This window comes from Ruegeria sp. H7, assembly GCF_056532945.1.
Genome location: NZ_JBQFNZ010000002.1, coordinates 360,724 through 384,644, shown reverse-complemented (window position 1 = coordinate 384,644; position 23,921 = coordinate 360,724). Strand labels below are relative to the sequence as shown.

The window sequence follows — 23,921 nt, the reverse complement described above, 5'->3', positions numbered from 1 at the left end:
AGGCCGAGCCCCAAATGACAACCGCCGCCATCATCGTCGCCGCCGGACGCGGAACCCGCGCCGGAGGGGGTGCGCCGAAGCAATGGCGCACGCTGGGCGATCGCACAGTGGCAGACTGGACCATCGCCAGGTTTCGCGGTCAGGTCGATCAGATCGTTCTGGTGCTTTCGCCCGACGACGACGCGGCGTGGGCGGCATATCGAACCAGTGGCCTGACCCTGACCGCAGGCGGCAATGACCGGTCCGAATCCGTGCGCAACGGGTTGGCGGCGTTGGCGGACCAAGGCGTCACCCGCGTTCTGATCCACGATGTCGCCCGCCCCTGCGTGGCGGAAAACACTATTCGAAACGTGTTGGAGGCTCTGACCTCGGCCAAGGCCGCTGCACCGGGTCTGGCGGTCACGGACGCGCTTTGGACCGGGGCGGATGGTTCGGTTACTGGCACGCAGGACCGCACGGGCCTGTTTGCGGCGCAAACCCCGCAGGGGTTTGATTACGAGGCGATCACCGAAGCACATGCCGCCCATCCCGGCGGCGCAGCGGATGATGTCGAGGTCGCGCGCGCCGCAGGGCTGGACGTGACCATCGTGCCGGGCGACCCGGATAATATCAAAATCACACGACCCGAGGATTTTGCCCGGGCAGAACGCATATTGGGGCTGGATATGGATGTAAGGCTGGGCAACGGCTATGACGTGCACCGCTTTGGCGAGGGGGATCACGTAATCCTGTGCGGCGTGAAAATCCCGCATGAGCGTGGGTTGCAGGGCCATTCGGATGCGGATGTGGGCATGCACGCGGTGACGGATGCGATCTATGGCGCACTGGCGCAGGGCGACATCGGGCAGCATTTTCCGCCATCTGACCCGCAGTGGAAGGGGGCCGACAGCGAGATCTTTCTGCGCCACGCCGTCGAACTGGCCGGGCAAATGGGCTATCGCATCTCGAACGCCGATTGCACGCTGGTCTGCGAATACCCCAAGATCGGACCCCATGCGCAGGCGATGCGGGAAGAGATGTCCAGAATCATGGGTTTGCAGGTCGGTCAGGTCTCGGTCAAGGCCACCACATCCGAGCGTCTGGGCTTTACCGGGCGCAGTGAGGGCATCGCCGCTTTGGCCACCGCCTGTCTGGTGAAGGCATGAACGCCGCGCGCCTGATCGGAACCGTCTGTGGCGTGGGCCACCTGCGTCCGGCTCCGGGGACCTGGGGATCGCTGGCCGCCCTGCCCCTGGCCTGGCTGTTGCACACATTGGGTGGCTTTCCGCTGCTGGCCATTGCCACCGTTGCGACCTTTATCGCAGGCGTGTGGGCAACACGCGTGATGACCGCTGGTCAGGACGATCACGACCCGTCGGAAATCGTGATTGATGAGGTCGCGGGCCAGTTCATCGCGCTCTGGGCCGTGTCCTATCCGGCCTGGGCGCACGGGATTGAGATCACGGCGCTCTGGCCCGGTTGGATTGCGGGTTTCCTGCTGTTCAGGTTGTTCGACATCACCAAACCCGGCCCCGTCGGCTGGGCCGACCGGCGCAATGACGCGATGGGCGTGATGCTAGACGATGTGATCGCCGGGGTGTTCGCTGCGATTGGCGTCGCGGTTCTGGCCGGTATCGCACATGGGGTTCTGGGGCTGTGACCGCCGCCGCCCTGCTTGATCTGGCAAAGGCACGCGGCGTCATGATCGCCACGGCCGAAAGCTGCACCGGAGGTATGGTGGCCGCCGCCCTGACCGATATTCCCGGCAGTTCCGCCGTGGTCGAACGCGGGTTTGTGACCTACACCAACCAAGCCAAGCAGGACTTGCTGGGTGTGCGCCCTGACACTCTGGACGCCTACGGCGCGGTGTCCGAAGAGGTCGCCCGCGAAATGGCCGAAGGCGCGCTGCGCAACTCGCAGGCGCAATTGGCCGTATCGGTCACCGGCATCGCAGGCCCCGGCGGATCCGAGTTCAAGCCCGAGGGGCGCGTGTGCTTTGGGCTGGCCGGTGACGGGCTGGAAACCTGCACCGAAACCGTCGAATTCGGTGCTTTGGGACGGGACCATGTGCGCAAAGCGGCGCGGGATCATGCGCTGGCCCTGCTGCGTCAGGCCTTTTCCTAAACCGCCCGTTTTTCGGGCATTCACCCGCAACTGATGCAAAAACTGTCATCAGTTGAACAAAAGACGCCAAATTAGGCGCAAATTTCCACCCCTGCCTCTTTTTTCCTCACCCCGCCTCCGCTTCAACGCCCCGCACAATCACTCACACGGCTCCGACCTGCCCCGATGGGCGTCCCGGAGCATCCGCAGGGAAAAGGAGACCGGCCCATGAACGGAGCCGACACAGCCTGGATCATCGTTGCAACCGCACTGGTCCTGTTTATGACATTACCGGGGCTTGCCCTGTTCTATGGCGGCCTTGTGCGCGCCCGCAACGTGCTGAGCGTTTTCATGCACTGTTTCAGCATCGCCTGCCTGATGAGCGTCCTTTGGCTGGTCGCGGGGTATACCATCGCCTTCGGCCCCGGCGAAAGCGGGCTGTGGGGCGGCTTGGGCAAAGCGTTCCTGATCGGCGTCGATGTGGACAGCCTTGCAGGCACCCTGCCCGAGATCCTGTTCTTCGCCTTTCAGATGACCTTTGCCATCATCACCCCCGCGCTGATCGTCGGCGCTTATGTGGAACGCGTGGGCTTTGGCTTTGTCCTGACGTTCTCGGCGCTGTGGATGTTGCTGTGCTACGCGCCGGTGGTGCACTGGATCTGGGGCGGCGGGATGCTGGCCGATGGTGGAATTCTGGGTGAGATCGGCGTGCGCGACTTTGCGGGCGGCATCGTTGTCCACGAAACCGCCGGTCTGGCCGCGCTGATCATCGCTGTCATCCTCGGCCCCCGCCGCAACCGCACGACACCGCCGCACAATCCGGGCTTTGTCATGGTCGGTGCCGCGATGCTGTGGGTCGGCTGGTTCGGCTTCAACGGCGGCTCGCAACTGGCCGCTGACGGAGGGGCCGCGATGGCCATGACCGTCACACATCTGTCCGCGGCCACCGCCTCGCTAACTTGGGCGCTGTGGGAGAAAATCCGCTTTGGCAAAGCCTCGATGGTCGGTCTGGTGACTGGCACCATCGCGGGTCTGGCCTCGATCACGCCGGCCTCGGGCTTTGTCGGCCCGGTTCAGGCGCTGATCATCGGCGCTGTGGCAGGCATCCTGTGCCAGGAGGCGGTGTTCGTGATCCGCAACAAGCTGAATATCGACGACACGCTGGACGTGTTCGCGGTGCATGGGGTGGGCGGCATCTTTGGCACCCTTATGATTGCACTGTTCGGTCTGGGCACCTGGACCGCGCAACTGGGCGGGCTGGTGATCGTGGGTGTCTTTACGTCAGTTGTCACGATTGTACTGGTCAAGGTGGTTGCGCTGATCACCCCACTTCGCGTAGACGCCGAGACCGAAACAAACGGGCTCGATCTGTCGGTACACGGCGAGCGGGCCTATGACATGAGCAGCTAAGCCCACCTTGGCATGCTCTGCCCGTAAGGGCCTAAGCGGACCTCTTGGGGGTCCGCTTTTCTTTTTTCACCCCCTCGACTCCGGCCAAAGGGTCAGGCTATCAGCCCGCAACGCGTTTTCAGCCCAGAGGTTTGCACCATGATCCCCAGCTCATTCCCCGATAGCACCGAAATCGCCCGCCTGACCGCGCGCATGCTGCTGGAGATCAAGGCCGTGCATTTCAACTCGCGCGAGCCGTTCACGCTGGCCTCGGGTCTGCCAAGCCCGACCTATATCGACTGCCGCAAGCTGATCTCATACCCTCGCATCCGCTCGACCCTGATGGATTTCCTGACCGTCACCGTGATGCGTGAGGCTGGGTTCGAGGCGTTCGACAATATCGCAGGCGGCGAGACGGCGGGCATACCCTTTGCCGCGATGGTGGCCGAGCGTATGGCTCTGCCGATGACCTATGTACGCAAGAAACCCAAAGGCTACGGCCGCAACGCCCGGATCGAAGGCGCGATGAGCGAGGGTGAGCGTGTTTTGTTGGTTGAGGACCTGACCACCGATGGCGGGTCAAAGCTGTCCTTCGTCGATGCGATCCGCGAAACCGGTGCGACCTGCGGGCATACGGCGGTCATTTTCTACTACGGAATTTTCCCCGAGACAGAAAAGACGCTGGGCGATCATGGCGTGAAGCTGCACAGCCTTTGCACATGGTGGGATGTTCTGGCCGAAGCCAAGGCCCAAAAGGCCTTTGACGAAGAAACCCTTAGCGGCGTCGAAACCTTTCTGAACGACCCGCGCGGCTGGCAGGAAGCGAACAAAAGCTGACGTCGCGAAATCTGTTTTCTAAACGGAAACAGTGGCAGGTCGGCGGACTAAATCCGCACAATATGTTGACGTCCGGCCCCCTCATGCTTCAAGATGATGGGGCCCGGAGATATGCACAGCATATCCCCAGAAAACATACAATTTGCCCCGACTCGCAGGGCTAAGCTATGGACCTTGTCCCAAGGGACGGTGAGAGCAGCAATGAACGAGATCAGCAGTATCGAGCAGGCAGCGGCACAGATTCAAAACGCCGAAACCATGCCGCATTCCATTGAGGCTGAACAGCAGCTTCTGGGTGCGATCCTGACCAATAACGATCTGTATGACCGGGTCGCTTCGATCATCGGGTCCGAGCATTTCTATGATCCGGTCCATGCCCGCATCTATGAGGTCGCCGCCAACCGCATCGCCAAGAATGCGCTGGCCTCGCCCGTGACGCTGAAGTCCTTCATGGCCGAGGATGAGGGCCTGAAGGAACTGGGCGGTCCCGCCTATCTGGTCAAGCTGGCGGGTGCGTCGATCAGTGCCTTTGCGGTGCATGACTACGCCCAGATGATCTATGACCTCGCCATCCGGCGCGAGCTGATCCGGCTGGGCCGGGACATCTCGGACAAGGCGGCGCGGGTTGATGTGTCCAGCGAACCGAAAGAACAGATCGTCGAGGCCGAGCAACAGCTCTATCAGCTATCCGAGCAGGGCCAGACCGAACAGGGGTTTCAATCCTTCCTCAAGGCGGTCACAGAAGCCGTCAACGTCACCAACGAGGCTTACCAGCGCGGTGGCGGCATGGCGGGGATTTCCACCGGTCTGGCCGATCTCGACAAGCAGCTTGGGGGCCTGCACCCATCCGACCTGATCATTCTGGCGGGGCGTCCGTCGATGGGAAAAACCTCATTGGCGACCAACGTGGCGTTCAACGTGGCCAAAGCCTACAAGCGCGGGCTGAAACCCGATGGCTCTGAAGGCGCGATTGATGGCGGCGTGGTCGGGTTCTTCTCGCTTGAGATGAGCGCCGAGCAGCTTGCAGGCCGGGTTCTGGCCGAGGCATCCGAAATCTCAAGCCACAAGATCCGTCAGGGCGACATGACCGAGGCCGAGTTCCGCCGTTTCGTGGACGCGGCCAAGGAACTGGAAGCCTGCCCGCTATTCATCGACGACACCCCTGCCCTGCCCATTTCTCAGCTGGCCGCCCGCGCGCGGCGGTTGAAGCGGACGCATGGGCTGGACCTGCTGGTGATCGACTATCTGCAACTGTGCCGCGGCATGGCCGACAACCGCGTCAACGAAATCGCCGAGATTTCGATGGGCATGAAAGCCATTGCCAAAGAGTTGAACATCCCGGTGATCGCCCTGTCCCAGCTATCGCGTCAGGTCGAAAACCGCGATGACAAGCGCCCGCAACTGTCCGACCTGCGGGAATCGGGCTCGATCGAACAGGATGCCGACGTGGTCATGTTCGTGTTCCGCGAGGAATATTACAAGGAACGCGAAAAGCCCGGCGATCACGAGTTGGAAAAGATGGAAGAGTGGAAACAGGCCATGGAACGCCTGCACGGCAAGGCCGAGGTCATCGTCGGCAAGCAGCGCCACGGCCCCATCGGCACGGTCGAGTTGTCGTTCGAGGCACAGTTCACCCGCTTTGGCAATCTGGTCAAACCCTGGCAACAGGGCGGCGAGATCGCGGGGTACTGACCCAAGCTGGTGCCGGGCACCCGTGTCCCACGGGGAGAATGCCGTTGCCTCTCACCCGTACGGCAGGCTGGGTATAGGGCTAGATAGAGGCCATGCTCTGAAAAGGACGCGCGGAATTTGCCAGCCATCATCTCGGAAATTCGCTACCGTAACGGTCCGGGCTTCAACAACCCGGATGACGACTTCATCGAAATCCGGGTGCCCACGGGCCAGAGTGTCTCGGGCCTGACAGTCGAGGTGTATAACCCCAACGGCACAGTGCGCAGCACAACGTCGGTCGATAGCGGCACCATGACCACCGTCGGCGGGTTCGACTATTACGTTTTGAACGCCCGCATCAATCGCTTTGGCGCGGTATCCCTCGATGACAATGGCACCGTTCTGGGGTTCGTGTCATTCGACGGCGACGTCACGGCCACCGAAGGGGCCGCCGATGGTCTGACCGCAAACCGCATTGGCAACGACAGCGATCCGGACCTGACGGATTCAACGCAGTCGGTCACGTCGACCGATGGCATCAACTATGTCGTCAACGACAACCCCAGCCCGGGCGCGCCCTGTTTTGCAACCGGCACTCTGATCCAGACCGACAGCGGGCAGATTGCCGTCGAAGACCTGAAACCCGGCGACTTGGTCCTGACCGCAACCGGGGCGTATCTGCCTCTGCGGCTGAATCTCTCCCGCGCTCTGCGACAGTCCGAGTTGATCTCGCAACCCGAGCTGCGCCCGATCCGTATCGTGGCCGGAGCCTTGGGCCAGAGCTTGCCGGGGCGCGATCTGCTGGTTTCGCGTCAACATCGCATGCTGGTGCGGTCGCCGATTGCCGGGCGGATGTTTGGAACGCAGGACGTGCTGATCTCGGCAATCCGGCTGACCGACCTGCCCGGTATCTTCATCGACGACAGCATCACTCAGGTCACCTATCATCATCTGGTGTTTGATTGTCATGTTGTCCTGTTCGCCGAAGGCGCGCCCAGCGAGAGCCTGTTCACCGGCCCGCAGGCCGTGTTTGCCGTCACGCCAGAGGCGCGGGCTGAATTGCTGGCCTTGTTCCCCGCGCTGAATGCGGCTGAGGCACAAACCGGCAAGCATGCCTGTTTCATTCCCAACGGCAAGCAGCAGCGCAAACTGGTGGCGCGGCATCTGAGTAACGAAAAACCGCTGCTGTCGCCGCCTGCGCAGGGATAGGCTTGACCCGAAGCGGGTCAACGATAATTGGCTTCAGCCGCGTTTGACGCCAGATGTCACATAATCCAAACCCCTTTCAAACAATGGTGTTTTTGCAGAAGATTACGCTCGACAGCCGCGCGGACCGTTTGTACTCAGCCAGATGCTGCCTATGTCGCAGCGTATCTTGTCGGGAAAAGCCCGATACCCCCTTGACCTGCCACGACGCAATGGCATGAACGACGCATGAGTACAGCACGACTAACAATCAATCTTCAGGCCGTTGCCAGCAACTGGCGGGCGCTGGATGCAAAGACCAATGTTGAAACCGGCGCCGTGGTCAAGGCCGACGCCTATGGGTTGGGGGCCGGACCCGTCAGCGGCGCGCTGGCCGAGGAAGGCGTGCGCAAGTTTTTCGTCGCCGTCGCCGAGGAAGGCGTCGCCGTGCGTGAGGCTGTTGGCCCCGGGCCGATGGTAGCCGTGTTTTCCGGCCATATGGAGGGTGACACCGATCTGCTGCGCGATCACGATCTGACGCCGCTGATCAACTCGGCCGAGCAGTTCCAGCGCCATATGCAGGCCCTGCCCGATCACCCGTTCGGCATCCAGCTTGACAGCGGCATGAACCGTCTGGGGCTGGAACCCGCCGACTGGGCCGAGCTGCGCCCCATGGCCGAGGCGCTGAACCCGGTGGTCGTGATGTCCCACCTCGCCTGTTCGGACGAGCCCGATCATCCGATGAACCAGCAGCAGTTGAAAACCTTCCGCGAGATGACGGACGGTGTCACCGCGCCGCGCTCGCTTGCGGCGACGGGCGGGACATTGCTGGGGCCCGAGTTCCATTTCGACTTCTGCCGTCCGGGCGTCGGCCTGTACGGTGGCATGCCCTTTGCCGGGGCCAAGCCGGTGGTCACGGTTGATCTGCCGGTCATTCAGGTCCGCGCCGTGGAAGTCGGAGAATCCGTAGGCTATGGCAACAGCTGGACTGCCCGGCGTCCATCGCGCATCGCCACAGTGGCGGCGGGATATGCGGACGGACTGCACCGCGCGATTGGCGGCGGCATTGATACGTTTTCGGGCGATCAGCCCTGCCCGGTCGTGGGCCGTATCTCGATGGATCTGATCACCGTCGATGTCACCGACCTGCCGCAGGACCCCGAACGCCTGCGCATCCTGAACGGCCATCAGACGGTGGATGATCTGGCCGAGGCCGCAGGGACGATCGGTTATGAAATTCTGACGTCACTGGGCCGCAGGTACTCGCGGGGTTACGTGGAATGAACCCCATTCTGATGCTTGGCGGATTGGGCCGCGCGGTCCTGAACATGCTGGCTGCGTTCGGACGCGTCGCCTTATTCGCGCTGGACGCGGTGTCGCATATCTTTCGACCGCCCTTCTACCCGCGCGAATTCGCCATGGCATTGCTGAATATCGGCTGGCTGTCCCTGCCCGTGGTAGGCCTGACCGCAATCTTCACCGGTGGCGCGCTGGCCCTGCAGATCTATTCCGGCGGCGCGCGCTTCAATGCCGAGGCCGTGGTCCCCCAGATCGTCGCCATCGGCATGGTGCGAGAGCTTGGCCCCGTTTTGGTCGGTCTGATGATCGCGGCGCGCGTGACCTCGTCCATTGCCGCAGAAATTGCGACCATGAAAGTGACCGAGCAGATTGACGCTCTGGTCACGCTGTCCACCCACCCGATGAAATACCTGACCGCCCCGCGCGTGCTGGCGGCGGTTATCACCGTTCCTGCTTTGGTCGCGGTGGGCGATGTGATCGGCATCATGGGCGGCTATACGGTTGCCACGCAAAACCTGGGCTTCAACCCAGCGACCTACCTGAAAAACACTGTGGATTTCCTTGAGACGCGCGACATCGTCTCATCACTGGTCAAGGGGGCCGCCTTCGGCATGATCGCCGCCGTCATGGGCTGCTACTACGGCATGAGCTCGGGTCGCGGCGCGCAAGGTGTTGGCCGCGCCACCAAAGGCTCGGTCGAGGCCGCGGCCGTGCTGATCCTTGCCGCCAACTTCGTTCTGACAGGGGTGTTCTTCTCGCTATGATCCGGATGGAGAACGTACATAAAGCCTTTGACGACAACCACGTCTTGCAAGGGCTGAACCTTGAGATCCCCAAGGGCACGTCGATGGTCATCATCGGTGGCTCGGGTACCGGTAAATCGGTGGCGCTGAAATGCATTCTGGGCCTGATCAAACCCGACAGCGGCATGATCTATGTGGACGGCAAAGACGCCACCAAAGGCGACCGAGATGCCTTTCTGGCCCGGTTCGGCATGCTGTTTCAAGGCGCGGCGCTGTTTGACTCACTACCCGTTTGGCAGAACGTCGCCTTCCGCCTGCTGCGCGGTCCGCTGAAACGCCCACCCGAATACGCCCGCGAAATCGCCATCGAAAAGCTACGCCGCGTCGGTCTGAAATCCAACGTGGCCGACCGCTTTCCGTCGGAACTGTCCGGCGGCATGCAGAAACGCGTCGGCCTCGCCCGCGCCATCGCCGCCGAGCCCGAGATCATCTTTTTTGACGAGCCCACCACCGGGTTGGACCCGATCATGTCCGGCGTCATCAACGACCTGATCCGGGAAATCGTGACCGAGATGGGTGCCACCGCGATGACCATCACCCACGACATGAGCTCCGTCCGCGCGATTGCCGACAACGTGGCGATGCTGCATGACGGGGTGATCCAGTGGACCGGGCCTGTGGGCCAGATGGACGCCTCGGGCGATCCGTATCTGGAGCAGTTCATCAGCGGGAGTGCAGAAGGGCCGATTGAGGCGGTGCGTTGAGCATGGAACAAAGCTGCGTTGATGTTGGCGAACTATACAGGTCTCAGAACTTCGGTCTGGGATTAATAACATTCGTTCTGGTTCTGCTGTTGCCATTCGCGGTATTTGTTTCGCTTCTGATAAAGCGAAAGCTGGGTTTCACAACGCGAACAATCAAAAAAGGGCTCAGTTCGTTTTACATACTGGTGGCTTTCGCGCTCACTAGGTTGTTTCTTCCGATGGTTTCCGAGTCGAGCGAAGACTTTGTAAGGTACTACAGTACAGTTTTTGGCTTGGCTCTGTTCGTTCTCTACGTATTCCTAGTTCTTATTTGGTTGATCGGCGCCTTCAAAACTCGGTGGAAGCCTAGAAAATTCGAGCTTGTTCCCGCTGCTATCCTGCTGGCGATTGTTATCTGCGCAGTTTTTCAAGTTCTAGAAGCGAATAGATACTATGAGCTTCTGCAGTTACCACGCTGCGAGCAAAGTAGTAACTTACTACCATCGCTTCAAACTTCTGATTGACTGGGGACATCGACCATACAAACTGGAGAAAGCACGACCAAGTGACTTTTCTTCGTGAACCGGATACATGCCCCTCCGCCTCGCAACCCTCTCGCTCCTGATCCTCTACCCCATCGCGTGGTTCGCCCCGCTGATGCGCGCCGGTCTCCTCCCCATCTTTGGCCTCAGCGAGATCAGCGTCATCACCGGCCTCCAGTCGCTTTGGAAATCCGACGTCTTCCTCGCGCTGGTCGTCACAATCTTCGCCCTCGTCGCGCCTTACGTCAAAACCATCGGCACCGCGCTGATCCAATGGGACCTGATGGATGCTCGGCTACAACCCGCACTGAACATCCTCGGCAAACTGGCAATGGCCGACATCTTCCTGATCGCGCTTTATATCACGCTGGCCAAGGGCATCTCATACGCCACCATCGAAACCGCTTGGGGCCTGTACCTGTTCACCGCCTGCATTCTGGCCTCTCTGGCGCTCGGCTATATTACCGAGATGACATCCAGTTCACGAAATCCTCAGACCTAATTGATTGAAAACATTAATCTGAGTATCATTTTAGTATTCGAGCAGCAAAGTTTTTTGTCGTTTACGGGTCCGCAGCGGATCACCTTGCGTGTTTGATCTTTCCCTCCGCTTCGGCCCGGTGTGTACCGGTTTGAAAAGGAGAAGGACTATCATGGCCGCGCTCCATAACATTACATTGCAATTTCAGAATGCCTTTTTAAGACTGACTTTTTTCCTGATTTGCGCCGCAGCGCTTGGCGCAGTTGTCGCTACATCGCTGTCCGCGCTCGGCGTCTGGCCGTGGTTGTCGATGCAGGCCGGATTTGTCGGCGGCCCCATCGATGCGGGCGTCTATATCCAGATCGGGTTGACCTGCCTGATTCTCATGCTGGCCTTCTATTTGCCCTCAAACGCGCGGATGATGGCGCTGGAAAACGCGCACCGGAAGTTCTCGCTGAACATGGAGGACATCGCCCATGCCTATCAGGTGGCCCATGCCGCAGACCGCAGCGGGGCGTTTGCGCTGGCCTCGGAATTCGACGCGGTGAAGGAACGGATGGCCTTTCTGCGGGATCACCCCGACCTTCAAGCGCTGGAACCTGAAGTTCTGGAAACCGCGGCCCAGATGAGCCAGGTCAGTCAGGAACTGGCCGAAACCTATGGCGAGGATCGTGTCAGACGCGCCCGCGCCTTCCTGCAACAGCGGCAGGAAGAGGTTGAGTTGTTTCAGAAGCGGATCGAGGATGCACAGACCATCCTGCACGAGCTCAGCCAATGGACCCGCGATATCGAGATCGAGGAATCCATCGCCAAATCCCAACTCAGCCGCCTGCGGGACGAGTTGTTCGAGTTGCTGCCGGAACTTTCCGCCCAATTGCAATCCCCCCCAGATGACAGCGATCCAAGCCCGTCCAGCGTCATCGCAATGTCCCCCCCTCGGGCGGCGGAATAGGCGCGTCAGCGCCCGCTGCGGGGGATGGCCCGTCGGGCCTGAGCCCGCAGCGTGTCACCGGCGGGGATGAAAGCCCGCAAGGGCTTGAAGAACCGCCCATCCTCGGGCACCAAAGGCCACATGGCAAAGACGACTTCCTTCTCCTGCTCGGCCTGTGGCGCCACGCATACAAGATGGTCCGGCCGCTGCGACGCCTGCGGCGAATGGAACACAATCACTCAGGACGTGCCGCTTTCGGCGGGTCCGGCCAAGAAATCCCTCGGCGGCAAGCGGGGCACGTCCATCGCACTCACGGACTTGTCGACCGAGGAGACACCGCCACCCCGTACACTCAGCGGGGTGGACGAGTTGGACCGCGTGTTGGGCGGCGGGCTCGTCCCCGCCTCTGCTCTATTGGTCGGCGGAGATCCCGGCATCGGCAAGTCCACCCTTCTGCTGCAGGCCGCCGCACGGTTCGCGCGCGCGGGCGTCAAAACCATCTATGTCTCAGGCGAAGAAGCCAGCGCACAAGTCCGCATGCGCGCCCGCCGTTTGGGGCTGGAAGATGCGCCCGTCCAACTGGCGGCCGAGACCAACCTGCGCGACATCCTCACAACGCTTGAGGCCGAGAACCCGGGCCTCGCCATCATCGACTCGATTCAGACGATGTGGGCCGACAATGTGGACAGCGCGCCGGGCTCGGTGTCACAAGTCCGGGCTGCCGCGCATGAATTGACCACGTTTGCGAAACGACATGGCGTATCGATCATCATGGTCGGTCACGTCACCAAAGAAGGTCAGATCGCTGGCCCTCGTGTCGTCGAGCATATGGTCGACACGGTTCTTTATTTCGAAGGCGAGCGCGGCCATCAGTTCCGCATCCTGCGCGCCGTCAAGAACCGCTTTGGCCCCGCCGACGAGATCGGCGTCTTTGAAATGACCGGCAAGGGGTTGGCCCAAGTCACCAACCCCTCGGCCCTGTTCCTGTCGGAACGCGGCACCCCAAGCCCCGGTTCCGCCGTGTTTGCAGGCATTGAAGGCACCCGGCCCGTTCTGGTCGAGTTACAAGCGCTGGTCGCCCCCTCGCCCCATTCGCAGGCGCGCCGTACGGTTGTTGGCTGGGACAGCGGGCGTCTGGCGATGATCCTTGCGGTGCTCGAAGCGCGATGCGGCGTTCCCTTCACCGGCCTGGACGTCTATCTGAATGTCGCCGGAGGCCTGAAAATCGGCGAACCCGCCGCCGATCTGGCCGTTGCCGCCGCGCTGCTGAGCGCGCGCGAAGACACTGCCCTGCCCGCAGACACGGTGGTTTTCGGAGAAATCTCTCTATCCGGGGCACTTAGACCGGCCCCGCAGACCGAAAACAGGTTGAAAGAAGCCCAAAAACTTGGTTTCACGTCGGCAATCGCTCCGGCTGGCGGCAAAACCGGTACTGTGGCAGGTCTGACACTCACCCGGCCCTCTGATTTGGTTGGGTTTGTTGGCGAAACCTTCGGAGCAGGTTAAAGTCGCGCCGCGAGGGGCAGAAAAAGAACAGGCGAGGGCCATGGAAGGTTTTACAATAATTGACGGGGTTGTGGCCCTGATCATCGTGCTGTCAGGTCTGCTGGCCTATTCGCGCGGGTTCATGCGCGAGGTTCTGGCCATCGCAGGTTGGGTCGCGGCGGCAGTCCTTGCATTCATCTTTGCACCGCAGGCTGTTCCGCTGGTCAAGGAAATCCCGGTTGTCGGGGATTTCCTGCGCGACAGTTGCGAATTGTCGGTGATCACAGGGTTCGCCGCCGTTTTCGCCATCGCCCTGATCGTGGTCAGCATCTTCACACCGCTGTTCTCGTCACTGGTGCAGCGTTCCGCTCTGGGCGGGTTGGATCAGGCGCTTGGCTTCTTCTTCGGCATTGCACGTGGCATCCTGCTGGTTGCCATCGCCTTCTTTGTCTACGACACGGTCATGACCGGCCAGTCCTATACGATCGTGGATGAAAGCCGCTCGGCCAAGGTATTCGAACAGTTCAGTTCGCAGATCGAAGAGCAGAACCCCGAGGCCGCCCTGGGCTGGGTCACTGCGCAGTATGAAGAGCTGGTAGCAAGCTGCACCTCGAACGGTTCGGCCCCTGCTGCTGAAAGCACCGGCAACTGATTGCTGCTTAACCAGTCTACGGAAAGCCCGGCACTGCCCGGGCTTTTTTGTGTCAAACTAAACGAAACCCTCGCCACCGCATACGGTGCATCGGATCGTCTTCAGCCCGAAACAGCCGTCGCAGCGACTGGTGATCGGCTTGCCGTGAATATCGCGGCTTTTGATGACCTCGCCCGAGCCGTTGCAGATCTGACAGGGCGCCCGCCCCATGCCGCGACATCGATGGCACCGCCGCTTGGGTGTTTCATCTTTCTTCGATGGTGCCCTGTTTTGCCACATAGAAGCCCCCTGCCCGCTATATCCCCTGGTTTTCGCGCCCTTTCCGACATGTCAGCATAAATGAAATCATATGTCATCAGCCTTGGCCCGGGATCACGGTTGCACAAAACCCACCTGCGGCATTGTGTATTTGTGATCCTTTGATGACAGGCGCGTTCTAAGGCATTATGTGGGGGCCAACCCGCCACGGAATCGGAGCTGCCGGTCTTGTTCTTTGTGTTTTCATCTGCGTGCGCCGCATCGATGATTGGCCATCTGGCTTTGGAAACACACCCAATCCCGCGTCTGGCGCAGGCCATCCGATCCTACATGCCGGTCAAACCTCTCGTCACAACGTCATAGAAATTGGAGCCCGTACATGTGTGGGATTTTGGGGATCGCAAGCCGGACACATGATGTGTTTGCGGAAATCTATGACGGGCTGCTGATGCTGCAGCACCGGGGTCAGGATGCCTCGGGGATCGTCACGTATAATGGTGAGTTCTTTCGCGAGAAAAAGGCCAACGGTCTGGTCAAGGACGTCTTCAACGCAACGGACGCCGAAACCCTGCTGGGCAAGGTCGGCATGGGCCATGTGCGCTATCCGACCGCAGGTTCGCTCAGCGCGGCTGAGGCGCAGCCGTTCTTTGTGAACGCGCCTTACGGGATCTATCTGGTCCATAACGGCAACATCACCAACACCGCCGAGCAGCGTGAGAAGGTGACAGGCAAATACAGCCGCCACCTGCGCACCACGTCGGATTCCGAAATTCTGCTGAACGTGCTGGCCGACAAAGTGGCCGATGCGATCAAGGTCAACGGCAATGTCGAACCCATCCGCAACATCTTCGCGGGCGTGAAGATGACGATGGAGCGGGTGCAGGGTGCCTATTCCGTCATCTGCCTGATTGCAGGAGTCGGGATGCTGGCCTTCCGCGATCCGTACGGCATTCGCCCCCTGTCGGTGGCTGTGCGCGAAACCGATGGCGACGGCAACGACTATGCCTTTGCCTCCGAGGATGTGGCTTTTGGCATCAACGGGTTCAAGAAACTGCGCGACCTGCGCGCGGGTGAGGCGATCCTGATCGATCTGGACGGCAACATGCACGAATTCCAGGCGGTCGAAGGCAAGCTGACGCCCTGTATCTTCGAATATGTCTATCTGGCCCGTCCGGATTCTCTGCTGGATGGCGTATCGGTCTACAAAACCCAGATGCGCATGGGTCAAACGCTGGCCAAGCAGATTCAGGATTCGGGGCTTGAGATTGACCGGATCATCCCGGTTCCCGACAGCGCCCGCCCTGTGGCGCTTGAGGCTGCCAAGATCACCGGCATCCCCTATCGCGAAGGTCTGGTGAAGAACCGCTATGTCGGTCGGACATTCATCATGCCCGGTCAGGAAGAACGCCAGAAATCCGTCCGCCGCAAGCTGAACGCCATTCCGCTTGAGTTCAAGGATCACAATGTCCTGCTGATCGACGACTCGATTGTGCGCGGCAATACCATCAAGAAGATCGTGCAGATGTGCCGCGAGGCCGGGGCCAAAAAGGTCTATATCGCCAGCGCGTCGCCTCCGGTGAAATATCCCAATGTCTACGGCATCGACATGCCCACCAAGCATGAGTTGATCGCCAACGGCAAAGAAATCGAAGAAATCCGCGAGGAACTGGGCGCGGATGCCCTGTTCTATCAGCATCTCGACGATCTGGTCTGGGCAGCCAAGGAAGGCAACCCCGAGATCGAGGCCTTCGATTGTTCCTGCTTTGACGGCGATTACATCACCGGCAGCGTCAGCGACGACTACCTCGACAGTCTGGAAAACAGCAGCCGGGTCAGCAAAAAGCGCGAAGACATGCAGGTCGTTGGTGGGTCGTGGAACGGGGCCAAGCTGGCCTCGGGCTGAGGTCAGAAGGCGAATCAAGCTGAGGGGGTCAGGTCCGGGATTTGGGCGGTTTGGGTCGATGCATAATCGATCACGAAAAGTTGCCGCCACATCCCCAAGTTGAACCCTTTGGATTTGCAAAGGCTTCGGCGGCGCAGTGTTTTGAACCGAAATCTGCGACGCGGCGGCAGTCTTTTGTTCCCCTTTGGCCTTTGTTAACCACCCTTCTGCTACCACTCACCAAAGGGGTCCGGGCCCTGCCCTGACCGCAGTTCATGTCCAACGCCACCGTCAAAAGCGCGGCCACCCAAAAGGGCGCGCTGAAGAAAAACTCTGTGTCTGTTCTTGGGATCTTTGGCCCCAAAAGCGATCTGCGCGCACTAATGCGTATGGCGTCGGGTCGTGTGAGAGAGGTCAAGACCGGCAGCCGGGTCGGTTCGGGCACCATTGTTGCCATCGATGAACATGGGATCATGCTGCGACAAAGCGGCCAGACCCGGCGGATCGCGATTCCGGGGGGCTAACCCCCTCTTGACGCCCTGCGCGATGGGGTTCAAACCGCTGCCATGACCGATCAGACCAAAATTGCCCTCATCACCGGGGCCTCACGCGGGTTGGGCGCAGCCCTTGCCGAAGCGCTGGCCCCCGACTATCACATCGTCGCCGTTGCCCGCACCACCGGCGGGCTGGAAGAACTGGACGACCGGATCAAGGCAAAGGGCGGATCCGCCACCCTAGCCCCAATGGACATCACCGATCCAAACGCCATGGCGACCCTGTGTCGGGGCATTCACGATCGCTGGGGCAAGGTTGATCTCTGGTTGCACACGGCCGTTCATACATCGGCCCTGACACCGGCGCATTTCGTTGATCCGAAAGAGTGGACGAAGGCGATGAACACAAACGCCAATGCCACCTCGGTCCTGATCCCTTATGTAACGCCTTTGCTGGGTGAAGCCGGTCACGCAGTGTTCTTTGACGACCCCAAGGCGGGCGAGAAGTTCTATGGCATCTACGGGGCCACTAAGGCTGCACAGATGGCACTGGCCCGCAGTTGGCAGGTCGAGACCGAACGCACCGGCCCACGGGTTTCCATCGTGGAACCTGCGCCGATGCCGACAGCCGTACGCGCTCGGTTCCATCCCGGCGAAGATCGGGATGTGTTAACCAACACGGCAGATGAGGCGGCGCGGATTTTGGCACTGCTATAGGGGAATGGCCCGTTCCGGGCCATGCCTCCGGCGGAGATATTTTTGGCCAGATGAAGCTGGGATCAGGCGATATGGACGCCGTTGCGCCCCGCCAGATCGACGAAGAATTGCCAGGCGACGCGGCCCGAGCGCGCGCCTCGGGTGGCCTGCCACTCGATGGCTTCGGCGCGCAGGGTTTCTGGGTCGACTGAAACCCCATAGGCACCGCAGTAGCGGTCGATCATGGCAAGGTATTCATCCTGATCGCAGGGGTGGAAGCCCAGCCAAAGACCAAAACGGTCGGAGAGTGAGACCTTTTCCTCGACCGCTTCGGACGGGTTGATGGCGCTGGAGCGTTCGTTCTCGATCATGTCCCGCGGCATCAGGTGGCGGCGGTTTGAGGTGGCGTAGAAGACCACATTCTCGGGGCGGCCCTCGATACCGCCATCCAGCACGGCCTTGAGCGATTTGTAGTGCTGGTCATCATGGCTGAAGGACAGGTCATCGCAGAACAGGATAAACCTGTACGGCGCGGCCCGCAGATGGTTCAGCAGGCGCGCGACCGAGCCCATATCCTCGCGCTGCAATTCCACCAGTTTCAGGTTTGGGTGATCTGCCTGCAGCGTGCCATGCACTGCTTTGACCAAGCTGGATTTCCCCATCCCCCGCGCCCCCCAGAGCAGCGCGTTGTTGGCCTTGTACCCGTCGGCAAACCGGCGCGTATTGTCCAGCAAGGTGTCTCGTGAGCGGTTGATGCCGACAAGCAGATCCAGGTCGACCCGGTTGACTTGCTTCACCGGCTCCAGCCGGTCCGGCTCGACATGCCAGACAAAGGCCGGGGCCTGGTTGAAATCCGGGGCGGCCAATGGGGCGGGTGCCATACGATTCAACGCGTCGGCAATACGTTTCAGGGCTTGATCGTCCATCGGGGCCTCCGGGTCAGGGTCTGGCGGTTTCAAACCATGATCCGCCCGCCACAACAAGAGCCGCCAATGAAAAAGGCGCGCCAACCGGGGCGCGCCTTTGTCCGGGATCAGGGAAGGTTACTTGCCTTCTTCTTCCTGAATGATCTCTTCATCCGCTTCGGCTTCGTCATCATAATAGCCATCGGCACGCAGTTGTTCCTCGCGCTTTTTCTCGACACGGGCGACGAGGAAGATCGACACTTCGTAAAGGCCATAGACGACCACGAACAAGATGACCTGAGTGATCACGTCGGGTGGCGTCACCAGCGCGGCCAGAACCAGAATCCCCACGACCGCGTATTTGCGCACTGCACCTAACCCTTCGGCGCTGACCAATCCGGCTTTGCCCATCAGGGTCAACAGGACCGGCAGTTGGAAGCACAACCCAAAGGCCACAATGAATTTGATCGTCAGGTTCAGGTATTCCTGTGCCGAGCCCTGGAACACGACGCTTAGCGGCGCGGCTGTTGCACCATCGACCACAGCCTCACCTTCCGCGCCAAACTGCTGGAAGCCAAGGAAGAAATCGTAAGCCAGCGGCGTGACGACATAGAAGGCAAAACTTGCACCCAGCAGGAACATGAAGGGCGACGCGACCATAAAGGGCAGAAACGCGTTCTTTTCCGACCGATACAGCCCCGGCGCCACAAAGCGCCACATCTGCATTCCGATATAAGGGAAAGCCAGAATGAAACCGCCCAGAAGCGAGACCTTGATGGCGACAAAGAACCCTTCCTGCGGCGAGATGAAGATCAGCCCGCAATCCTGTCCGCGTTCGTTCAGCACCTCACACAGCGGGTGCGTCAGGAAGTTGAAAAGCGGCGTTGCCACGGTGAAGCAGATGATCATCCCGACAAGAAACGCCACGACGCAATGAATGAGCCGCGTACGCAGTTCCGCCAGATGCTCGATCAACGGGGCCGAGCTGTCTTCGATTTCGTCGGTCTTGCTCATGTCTTGTTCTCGGAATTCAGCGCCGCTTCAGCTTCTTCCGCCTTGGCCAGCGCATCAGCGGCTTCCTTGGCCTTGCGCTCGGCCGTGGCGCGGGCGCTTGTGGCCTGAACCTTCTTGGCTTGTTCGGCCCGCTCGGCCGCCAGTTTCCCGGTTGCGCTGTCGGGATCGTATTTGGTTGGGTCGATGCTTTTGGCCATGTCCTGCGCCGCCTGTTTCACACCATCCATGGCCGTGTTCACAGGGTTCGTTGCGGCATTCAGACCCTTCTTGATCTCGTTCACACCCGCCTGATCCGCCGCTTCGTTCATGGCGCTGCTGAATTCGCGCGCCATGCCCCGCGCCTTGCCGACAAAGCGCCCGACATTGCGAAACAGCACCGGCAGGTCCTTGGGCCCCACCACGATCAGCGCAACGATGCCGATGACCAGAAGCTCGGTCCAGCCCAGATCAAACATCTGCGCTTAGACCTTGTCTTTCTCGGTTTCGGGCGTGACATCCTTGGCCAGCTCGGACGCGTCCTGTTCGATCTCTTCCGAACCGTCCTTGACGCCTTTCTTGAACGCGGTGATGCCCTTGCCGACTTCACCCATCAACGAGCTGATCTTGCCGCGACCAAACAGCACCAGCACCACAACCGCAATCAGCAGAAGACCAGGAAGGCCGATATTGTTGAGCATGTCTCTTCTCCTTTGCTTGGGCGCCGTGCGCCCGGAATATGATCTGAGCCTGTGTTTACGCCGCAAACCTGCCCGTCAAAAGGGAACTGGCCCCAATTGGTGCTCAAATTTGATGTGATCGGATGGATTCATGGGGCTCGCATTTCTCAACTGACAGGTTTATGTCAGTTGTAAGGGACTAGGCAGAGGTCATCGAAACCTGGTCAACGGAGAATCAAATGACCCATGTTGCGGAAATCGTCACCTTCAGCCTCGCCAATGGCACCACGGCGGAAGAGTTCGTGAAACTCAGCCAGGCGTCCGAGGCATTTGTCCGGTCGGCCCCCGGCTTTGCCCATCGTCAGCTGAGCCAGGGCGAGGATGGCCGGTGGACCGACTATGTCGTCTGGACCGATATGAATGCCGCGCAAGATGCCGCTGCGCAATTCATGCAGCAGGATTGCGCCGCCGCCATGATGGCGGTGATCAATCCCGACAGCGTCCAGATGCGCCATGAGACTGTGCTATGGAACATGACCGCGTAACCCCGGTTAGATCGGCGTGTCATGCGCCGCACTGACCGTCTGTTCGACATCATACAGATCCTGCGCGACGGCAAACTGCACCGCGCGCAGGACATCGCGGATCGGCTCGAGGTGTCAGTCCGCACCATCTACCGCGACATGGATACGCTGGTCGCCTCGGGCGTTCCGGTCGAGGGCGAGCGCGGCGTGGGCTACATGGTGCGCGAGCAGATCACCCTGCCCCCGCTGAACCTGACACCCTCCGAACTCGAAGCCCTGAACCTCGGCATGGCCATCGTGGCCGAGGCTGCAGACTCGGACCTCAAATCAGCCGCCGAGTCGCTGGCGGAAAAGATCGACGCGGTTCTGCCCACGCAGGTCGTAGCCGAAGCGGATGCCTGGAAATTCGCGGTCTACCCCTTTGCTGACGCCGCGCGCGGACTGGCCCATATGGCCCCGATCCGCGCCGCCATCAAAGCACGACAGAAACTGCACCTCGTCTATCGCCGCATCGACGGCACCCTGACCGACCGCATCATCCGCCCGCTGCACATGGAATACTGGGGCCGAGTCTGGACCCTTACAGCATGGTGCGAACTACGCGAAGGCTTTCGCGTCTTCCGCATCGACCTGATCGAATCCATCACGCCCCAACCGGAACTCTTCACAGATGAACCCGGCAAACGCCTGAGCGACTACGACCCAAACGCGTAATCCCGGCTTCATCTGGCTAAAAATACCTCCGCCGGAGGCATGGCCCGGAACGGGCCATTCAACGTCACTTCAGATATGGCTCGGGATCAACCGACTCGAACCCCTTACGCACTTCGAAATGCACATAGGCGTTGTCGCCGCCCCGCAGTGCCGCAATCTTCTGCCCGCGCCGGACCCGATCGCCTTTCTTGACGGCAATATTATCTACATTGGCATAGACCGTCAGCAGGTCATTGTTGTGCTTGACCACGATGATCGGCACCTGATCCGCATCTGCTGTGATGGCCGCAACAGTCCCCGCCTCAGCCGCCTGAACGGATGTACCCGGCGCGGCAGCGATATCGATGCCTTCGTTTTTGCCCTTCTCATAGGTCCGGATGATCTTGCCGGATACCGGCAGTGACAGCGCCGATGTGCCCGTATTGCTGGGGGCTTCGGCAGTAACGTCCGGAGCTTCGGGCGACTCGGTCAGCGGTGCGACCTGTTCATCCGGCAGCGGCTGCGTAGCGCTTGGGGGTGTCGGAGTGGGCGAGCCCTGCCCCGGTTGCGTCACGTTGGTTGCCTCAGCCGCCGGGGCCGCCGCAGCCGCGCGCGGCGCAGGCTGGTTCTTGACAGGGATCAACAGGTACTGACCTTCGCGGATCGCAAAATCCGGACCCAACCCGTTCCATTCTGCCAGCGATTCAACCGGAACCTGATAAAGGCGCGATACCGTATAAGCTGTTTCGCCCCGTTTGACCTTGTGCTGGATCGGTTCAGGCCCAGCGGGCACTGGGGCCGGGGCTGGCGCGGTTCTGGCCGGTTCCAGCGTTGTAGTCTGAACCGAGCCCGTCTCGGGCGCCTGATCAATGGCCGAGCCCGCGATTGACGCGATATCGACACCGCTGGATGCCCCGACCGAGCGCGGCAGAGCCAAGACCTCGCCCTCGCGCAGCTTGTCTGTTGTCTGCAACCCATTGAACCGCGATAGCTCGCCTTCGGGCAGGCCCACACGCGCGGCCACGTCGCGGACGGTATCGCCCCGGCGGGCCACGGCGACCTGATAGTTCGGATAGGTGATCACACCACGCGCATCCGGTGCCGGACGGCTGGCCGTGGCGCTTTGCGCGGCACCGGTGGTCGAAAACCCGCCGATCTGCCCCCGCAGGTCATAATCCAGCGGCCCTTCGCACCCGGCAAGAATTGCCAAGGCAGCCACCCCGGTCGCACAGCGGCGCATTGCCGATTTGGAAACTGCTCTCATCACGTCGATCCTCAACACCTGCCCCTGTTCACCGGGGTTTTGGCGATAAAACTTAAAAACCTGTTATGCCTCGTCCTTCCCAAGCCCCTCAAGCAGAGGCACGAAACGGACGGACGTCAATTCGTCGTAGTCCAGACCATCCTCGGTGCGCGTCACCTTGATCAACTGCTGCACCGCATCTGACTGTCCTACGGGTAGCACCATGATACCCCCGATTTTAAGCTGCGCCAAGAGCGGGCCCGGAGGGTCCTCAGCCGCAGCTGTCACGATGATCCGGTCAAAAGGCGCCTGTTCCGGCAAACCGAACGAGCCATCAGACAACATCGCGGTCACGTTGGTCAGACCCAACGCGCGAAACAACTGGCCTGTTTCATGCACCAGCCGCCGGTGCCGTTCCACCGTATAGACCCGGCGCGCCAACTTCGACAGGATCGCCGCCTGATAGCCCGAGCCGGTACCGACCTCCAGCACAGTGTCCCTGGGGCGCACATCCAGCGCCTGCGTCATCAGACCAACGACCGAAGGCTGGCTGATCGTCTGCCCGCAGGCGATGGGCAGCGGCATATCCTCATACGCGCGATCCGCGAACAGCCCCGTCACAAAACGGCCCCGGTCGACCTGCTCCATCGCGGCCAGCACGCGCGCATCTGTCACGCCCCGTTTGCGCAGGGCAAACAGGAACTGCATTACGGTTTCAGGGTCCAGTCCGCTCATTCGATCGACTTCAACGCCTCAAGCGCATCATGCGCCGTCAGATCCGCCCGCATCGGCGTGACCGAGATATACCCGGCAAGATTGACCGCCGCATCCGTGCCCGGCGCGGTCGGATTGTGCTGATACCCGCCCTTGATCCACAAAAACCGCCGCCCCGAAGGTGAGCTGTGCGGCTCGACCGAGAACCGCGTGTCGCGGCGAAAGCCCTGCGGCGCGACGCGGATGCCCAGAACCTCATCCGCCGGGACCGGCGGGAAATTCACGTTGTAAAACAGGCGGTAATCGCTTTGCTCAGCGGGGGTGGCATCCAGAATACGCCGCACCAGATCGGCCCCAAAGCGCGCTGCAGCCTCGAACGGATCGTCCAGCCCCAGATTGCGCGGCCCGAAATATTGCGACAAGGCGATTGCGGGTACGCCTTGCAAAGCGGCCTCCATCGCGCCGCCAATTGTGCCGGAATAAAGCGTATTCTCGGCAGAATTATTACCCCGGTTTACCCCGGACAGCACCAGATCGGGCGGCGTGTCCTTCATCACATCATGCAGCCCCGCCAGTACGCAATCCGCCGGAGAGCCTTCGGCCGCGAAACGACGCTCGCCCAGTTTGGCGACCATCATAGGATGGGTGTAGCTGATGCAATGCCCGACGCCCGATTGCTCGAACGCCGGGGCGACAACCCAAACCTCGCCGTCCGGCCCGGCCAGGTCTTTGGCAATCGCCTCAAGCGTGATCAAACCCGGTGCGTTGATCCCGTCATCATTGGTCAAAAGAATACGCATGT

General features: G+C 60.8%; 26 protein-coding genes. 19 read left to right on the top strand and 7 right to left on the bottom strand.

The genetic code is table 11. The features are described 5' to 3' along the window. The first annotated feature begins 14 nt into the window (after positions 1 to 14). The 17 genes from ACR0AC_RS06970 (at position 15) to ACR0AC_RS06890 (ending at position 17,391) form a co-directional block, all read left to right on the top strand. Positions 15 to 1,145 carry a bifunctional 2-C-methyl-D-erythritol 4-phosphate cytidylyltransferase/2-C-methyl-D-erythritol 2,4-cyclodiphosphate synthase gene (locus tag ACR0AC_RS06970; RefSeq protein WP_170621891.1) on the top strand — a complete coding sequence of 377 codons (1,131 nt, stop codon included), beginning with the start codon at positions 15 to 17 and terminating at the stop codon, positions 1,143 to 1,145. Beyond that, positions 1,142 to 1,639 (top strand): phosphatidylglycerophosphatase A family protein, encoded by a 498-nt coding sequence (locus ACR0AC_RS06965; RefSeq protein WP_170518984.1) that lies wholly within the window; start codon positions 1,142 to 1,144, stop codon positions 1,637 to 1,639. The genes ACR0AC_RS06970 and ACR0AC_RS06965 overlap by 4 nt, the downstream gene beginning before the upstream one ends. Next, a complete protein-coding gene (locus ACR0AC_RS06960; RefSeq protein WP_480708266.1) occupies positions 1,636 to 2,103 on the top strand; it encodes a CinA family protein in 468 nt (155 codons plus the stop codon). The genes ACR0AC_RS06965 and ACR0AC_RS06960 overlap by 4 nt, the downstream gene beginning before the upstream one ends. 207 nt (positions 2,104 to 2,310) lie before the next feature. Continuing rightward, the gene (locus ACR0AC_RS06955) at positions 2,311 to 3,492 is read left to right on the top strand and encodes an ammonium transporter (protein ID WP_480872545.1); all 1,182 of its coding nucleotides are present in this window, start codon (positions 2,311 to 2,313) and stop codon (positions 3,490 to 3,492) included. A 138-nt stretch (positions 3,493 to 3,630) separates the two neighbouring features. Further along, complete coding sequence (locus ACR0AC_RS06950; protein WP_480872543.1) at positions 3,631 to 4,308, top strand: orotate phosphoribosyltransferase; 678 nt, start codon at positions 3,631 to 3,633, stop codon at positions 4,306 to 4,308. Positions 4,309 to 4,509: 201 nt separating this feature from the next. Next, the gene (locus tag ACR0AC_RS06945; RefSeq protein WP_480872541.1) at positions 4,510 to 6,000 is read left to right on the top strand and encodes a replicative DNA helicase; all 1,491 of its coding nucleotides are present in this window, start codon (positions 4,510 to 4,512) and stop codon (positions 5,998 to 6,000) included. Between the two features lie 117 nt (positions 6,001 to 6,117). Then, positions 6,118 to 7,188: a Hint domain-containing protein gene (locus ACR0AC_RS06940; RefSeq protein WP_480872539.1), complete on the top strand. Its 1,071-nt coding sequence runs from the start codon at positions 6,118 to 6,120 to the stop codon at positions 7,186 to 7,188. Between the two features lie 225 nt (positions 7,189 to 7,413). Further along, a complete protein-coding gene (gene alr / locus ACR0AC_RS06935; RefSeq protein WP_170621895.1) occupies positions 7,414 to 8,448 on the top strand; it encodes an alanine racemase in 1,035 nt (344 codons plus the stop codon). Next, positions 8,445 to 9,227: an MlaE family ABC transporter permease gene (locus ACR0AC_RS06930; RefSeq protein WP_170450224.1), complete on the top strand. Its 783-nt coding sequence runs from the start codon at positions 8,445 to 8,447 to the stop codon at positions 9,225 to 9,227. The genes alr and ACR0AC_RS06930 overlap by 4 nt, the downstream gene beginning before the upstream one ends. Next, positions 9,224 to 9,970: an ATP-binding cassette domain-containing protein gene (locus ACR0AC_RS06925; RefSeq protein WP_170450223.1), complete on the top strand. Its 747-nt coding sequence runs from the start codon at positions 9,224 to 9,226 to the stop codon at positions 9,968 to 9,970. Before ACR0AC_RS06930 ends, ACR0AC_RS06925 begins: the two co-directional genes overlap by 4 nt. 570 nt (positions 9,971 to 10,540) lie before the next feature. Then, positions 10,541 to 10,993 (top strand): paraquat-inducible protein A, encoded by a 453-nt coding sequence (locus ACR0AC_RS06920; protein WP_170450221.1) that lies wholly within the window; start codon positions 10,541 to 10,543, stop codon positions 10,991 to 10,993. 151 nt (positions 10,994 to 11,144) lie between these two features. Continuing rightward, entirely contained in the window at positions 11,145 to 11,924 is a 780-nt protein-coding gene (locus ACR0AC_RS06915) for a kinetochore Spc7 family protein (protein WP_480872536.1), read from the top strand. Between the two features lie 120 nt (positions 11,925 to 12,044). Beyond that, positions 12,045 to 13,409 carry a DNA repair protein RadA gene (gene radA, locus ACR0AC_RS06910; RefSeq protein WP_480872534.1) on the top strand — a complete coding sequence of 455 codons (1,365 nt, stop codon included), beginning with the start codon at positions 12,045 to 12,047 and terminating at the stop codon, positions 13,407 to 13,409. A gap of 40 nt (positions 13,410 to 13,449) precedes the next feature. Beyond that, on the top strand, positions 13,450 to 14,040 hold the full coding sequence (locus tag ACR0AC_RS06905) for a CvpA family protein (RefSeq protein ID WP_170519014.1): 591 nt from the start codon (positions 13,450 to 13,452) through the stop codon (positions 14,038 to 14,040). A gap of 637 nt (positions 14,041 to 14,677) precedes the next feature. Continuing rightward, a complete protein-coding gene (gene purF, locus ACR0AC_RS06900; protein ID WP_170450213.1) occupies positions 14,678 to 16,201 on the top strand; it encodes an amidophosphoribosyltransferase in 1,524 nt (507 codons plus the stop codon). Between the two features lie 254 nt (positions 16,202 to 16,455). After that, on the top strand, positions 16,456 to 16,704 hold the full coding sequence (locus ACR0AC_RS06895) for a hypothetical protein (RefSeq protein ID WP_170450211.1): 249 nt from the start codon (positions 16,456 to 16,458) through the stop codon (positions 16,702 to 16,704). 42 nt (positions 16,705 to 16,746) lie between these two features. Beyond that, positions 16,747 to 17,391: an SDR family NAD(P)-dependent oxidoreductase gene (locus ACR0AC_RS06890; protein ID WP_480872531.1), complete on the top strand. Its 645-nt coding sequence runs from the start codon at positions 16,747 to 16,749 to the stop codon at positions 17,389 to 17,391. 62 nt (positions 17,392 to 17,453) lie between these two features. Here the strand turns inward: ACR0AC_RS06890 and ACR0AC_RS06885 are convergent, their stop codons facing one another. The 4 genes from ACR0AC_RS06885 to ACR0AC_RS06870 form a co-directional block, all read right to left on the bottom strand. Next, positions 17,454 to 18,296, bottom strand: a complete 843-nt coding sequence (locus tag ACR0AC_RS06885; RefSeq protein ID WP_480872529.1) for an ATP-binding protein — start codon at positions 18,294 to 18,296, stop codon at positions 17,454 to 17,456. A 117-nt stretch (positions 18,297 to 18,413) separates the two neighbouring features. Continuing rightward, positions 18,414 to 19,289 (bottom strand): twin-arginine translocase subunit TatC, encoded by an 876-nt coding sequence (gene tatC / locus ACR0AC_RS06880; RefSeq protein ID WP_170519024.1) that lies wholly within the window; start codon positions 19,287 to 19,289, stop codon positions 18,414 to 18,416. Then, a complete protein-coding gene (tatB, locus tag ACR0AC_RS06875) occupies positions 19,286 to 19,744 on the bottom strand; it encodes a Sec-independent protein translocase protein TatB (protein ID WP_170450203.1) in 459 nt (152 codons plus the stop codon). Before tatB ends, tatC begins: the two co-directional genes overlap by 4 nt. 6 nt (positions 19,745 to 19,750) lie before the next feature. Further along, positions 19,751 to 19,966: a twin-arginine translocase TatA/TatE family subunit gene (locus ACR0AC_RS06870; RefSeq protein WP_170450201.1), complete on the bottom strand. Its 216-nt coding sequence runs from the start codon at positions 19,964 to 19,966 to the stop codon at positions 19,751 to 19,753. Positions 19,967 to 20,184: 218 nt separating this feature from the next. Between ACR0AC_RS06870 and ACR0AC_RS06865 the strand changes: the two genes are divergently transcribed. Next, positions 20,185 to 20,490: a hypothetical protein gene (locus tag ACR0AC_RS06865; RefSeq protein WP_170450198.1), complete on the top strand. Its 306-nt coding sequence runs from the start codon at positions 20,185 to 20,187 to the stop codon at positions 20,488 to 20,490. 21 nt (positions 20,491 to 20,511) lie between these two features. After that, positions 20,512 to 21,183: a helix-turn-helix transcriptional regulator gene (locus ACR0AC_RS06860; RefSeq protein WP_170621904.1), complete on the top strand. Its 672-nt coding sequence runs from the start codon at positions 20,512 to 20,514 to the stop codon at positions 21,181 to 21,183. A gap of 64 nt (positions 21,184 to 21,247) precedes the next feature. On the opposite strand, the gene ACR0AC_RS06855 is transcribed toward ACR0AC_RS06860, so the two are convergent. The 3 genes from ACR0AC_RS06855 to surE all read right to left on the bottom strand — a co-directional run bounded on the left by ACR0AC_RS06855 (position 21,248) and on the right by surE (position 23,919). After that, the gene (locus ACR0AC_RS06855; protein WP_480872526.1) at positions 21,248 to 22,426 is read right to left on the bottom strand and encodes a peptidoglycan DD-metalloendopeptidase family protein; all 1,179 of its coding nucleotides are present in this window, start codon (positions 22,424 to 22,426) and stop codon (positions 21,248 to 21,250) included. Positions 22,427 to 22,489: 63 nt separating this feature from the next. Then, positions 22,490 to 23,140 carry a protein-L-isoaspartate(D-aspartate) O-methyltransferase gene (locus ACR0AC_RS06850; protein ID WP_170450192.1) on the bottom strand — a complete coding sequence of 217 codons (651 nt, stop codon included), beginning with the start codon at positions 23,138 to 23,140 and terminating at the stop codon, positions 22,490 to 22,492. Beyond that, positions 23,137 to 23,919, bottom strand: a complete 783-nt coding sequence (gene surE, locus ACR0AC_RS06845) for a 5'/3'-nucleotidase SurE (protein WP_480872524.1) — start codon at positions 23,917 to 23,919, stop codon at positions 23,137 to 23,139. The genes ACR0AC_RS06850 and surE overlap by 4 nt, the downstream gene beginning before the upstream one ends. Positions 23,920 to 23,921 lie beyond the last annotated feature (2 nt).

What these genes read in the sequence shown, in the direction of transcription:
- ACR0AC_RS06970 (WP_170621891.1), top strand. Translation starts at nt 15, where the DNA reads ATGACAACCGCCGCCATCATCGTCGCCGCCGGACGCGGAACCCGCGCC.
- ACR0AC_RS06965 (WP_170518984.1), top strand. Translation starts at nt 1,142, where the DNA reads ATGAACGCCGCGCGCCTGATCGGAACCGTCTGTGGCGTGGGCCACCTG.
- ACR0AC_RS06955 (WP_480872545.1), top strand. Translation starts at nt 2,311, where the DNA reads ATGAACGGAGCCGACACAGCCTGGATCATCGTTGCAACCGCACTGGTC.
- ACR0AC_RS06950 (WP_480872543.1), top strand. Translation starts at nt 3,631, where the DNA reads ATGATCCCCAGCTCATTCCCCGATAGCACCGAAATCGCCCGCCTGACC.
- ACR0AC_RS06945 (WP_480872541.1), top strand. Translation starts at nt 4,510, where the DNA reads ATGAACGAGATCAGCAGTATCGAGCAGGCAGCGGCACAGATTCAAAAC.
- alr (WP_170621895.1), top strand. Translation starts at nt 7,414, where the DNA reads ATGAGTACAGCACGACTAACAATCAATCTTCAGGCCGTTGCCAGCAAC.
- ACR0AC_RS06930 (WP_170450224.1), top strand. Translation starts at nt 8,445, where the DNA reads ATGAACCCCATTCTGATGCTTGGCGGATTGGGCCGCGCGGTCCTGAAC.
- ACR0AC_RS06925 (WP_170450223.1), top strand. Translation starts at nt 9,224, where the DNA reads ATGATCCGGATGGAGAACGTACATAAAGCCTTTGACGACAACCACGTC.
- ACR0AC_RS06920 (WP_170450221.1), top strand. Translation starts at nt 10,541, where the DNA reads ATGCCCCTCCGCCTCGCAACCCTCTCGCTCCTGATCCTCTACCCCATC.
- ACR0AC_RS06915 (WP_480872536.1), top strand. Translation starts at nt 11,145, where the DNA reads ATGGCCGCGCTCCATAACATTACATTGCAATTTCAGAATGCCTTTTTA.
- radA (WP_480872534.1), top strand. Translation starts at nt 12,045, where the DNA reads ATGGCAAAGACGACTTCCTTCTCCTGCTCGGCCTGTGGCGCCACGCAT.
- ACR0AC_RS06905 (WP_170519014.1), top strand. Translation starts at nt 13,450, where the DNA reads ATGGAAGGTTTTACAATAATTGACGGGGTTGTGGCCCTGATCATCGTG.
- purF (WP_170450213.1), top strand. Translation starts at nt 14,678, where the DNA reads ATGTGTGGGATTTTGGGGATCGCAAGCCGGACACATGATGTGTTTGCG.
- ACR0AC_RS06895 (WP_170450211.1), top strand. Translation starts at nt 16,456, where the DNA reads ATGTCCAACGCCACCGTCAAAAGCGCGGCCACCCAAAAGGGCGCGCTG.
- ACR0AC_RS06890 (WP_480872531.1), top strand. Translation starts at nt 16,747, where the DNA reads ATGACCGATCAGACCAAAATTGCCCTCATCACCGGGGCCTCACGCGGG.
- ACR0AC_RS06885 (WP_480872529.1), bottom strand. Translation starts at nt 18,296, where the DNA reads ATGGACGATCAAGCCCTGAAACGTATTGCCGACGCGTTGAATCGTATG.
- tatC (WP_170519024.1), bottom strand. Translation starts at nt 19,289, where the DNA reads ATGAGCAAGACCGACGAAATCGAAGACAGCTCGGCCCCGTTGATCGAG.
- tatB (WP_170450203.1), bottom strand. Translation starts at nt 19,744, where the DNA reads ATGTTTGATCTGGGCTGGACCGAGCTTCTGGTCATCGGCATCGTTGCG.
- ACR0AC_RS06870 (WP_170450201.1), bottom strand. Translation starts at nt 19,966, where the DNA reads ATGCTCAACAATATCGGCCTTCCTGGTCTTCTGCTGATTGCGGTTGTG.
- ACR0AC_RS06865 (WP_170450198.1), top strand. Translation starts at nt 20,185, where the DNA reads ATGACCCATGTTGCGGAAATCGTCACCTTCAGCCTCGCCAATGGCACC.
- ACR0AC_RS06860 (WP_170621904.1), top strand. Translation starts at nt 20,512, where the DNA reads ATGCGCCGCACTGACCGTCTGTTCGACATCATACAGATCCTGCGCGAC.
- ACR0AC_RS06855 (WP_480872526.1), bottom strand. Translation starts at nt 22,426, where the DNA reads ATGAGAGCAGTTTCCAAATCGGCAATGCGCCGCTGTGCGACCGGGGTG.
- ACR0AC_RS06850 (WP_170450192.1), bottom strand. Translation starts at nt 23,140, where the DNA reads ATGAGCGGACTGGACCCTGAAACCGTAATGCAGTTCCTGTTTGCCCTG.
- surE (WP_480872524.1), bottom strand. Translation starts at nt 23,919, where the DNA reads ATGCGTATTCTTTTGACCAATGATGACGGGATCAACGCACCGGGTTTG.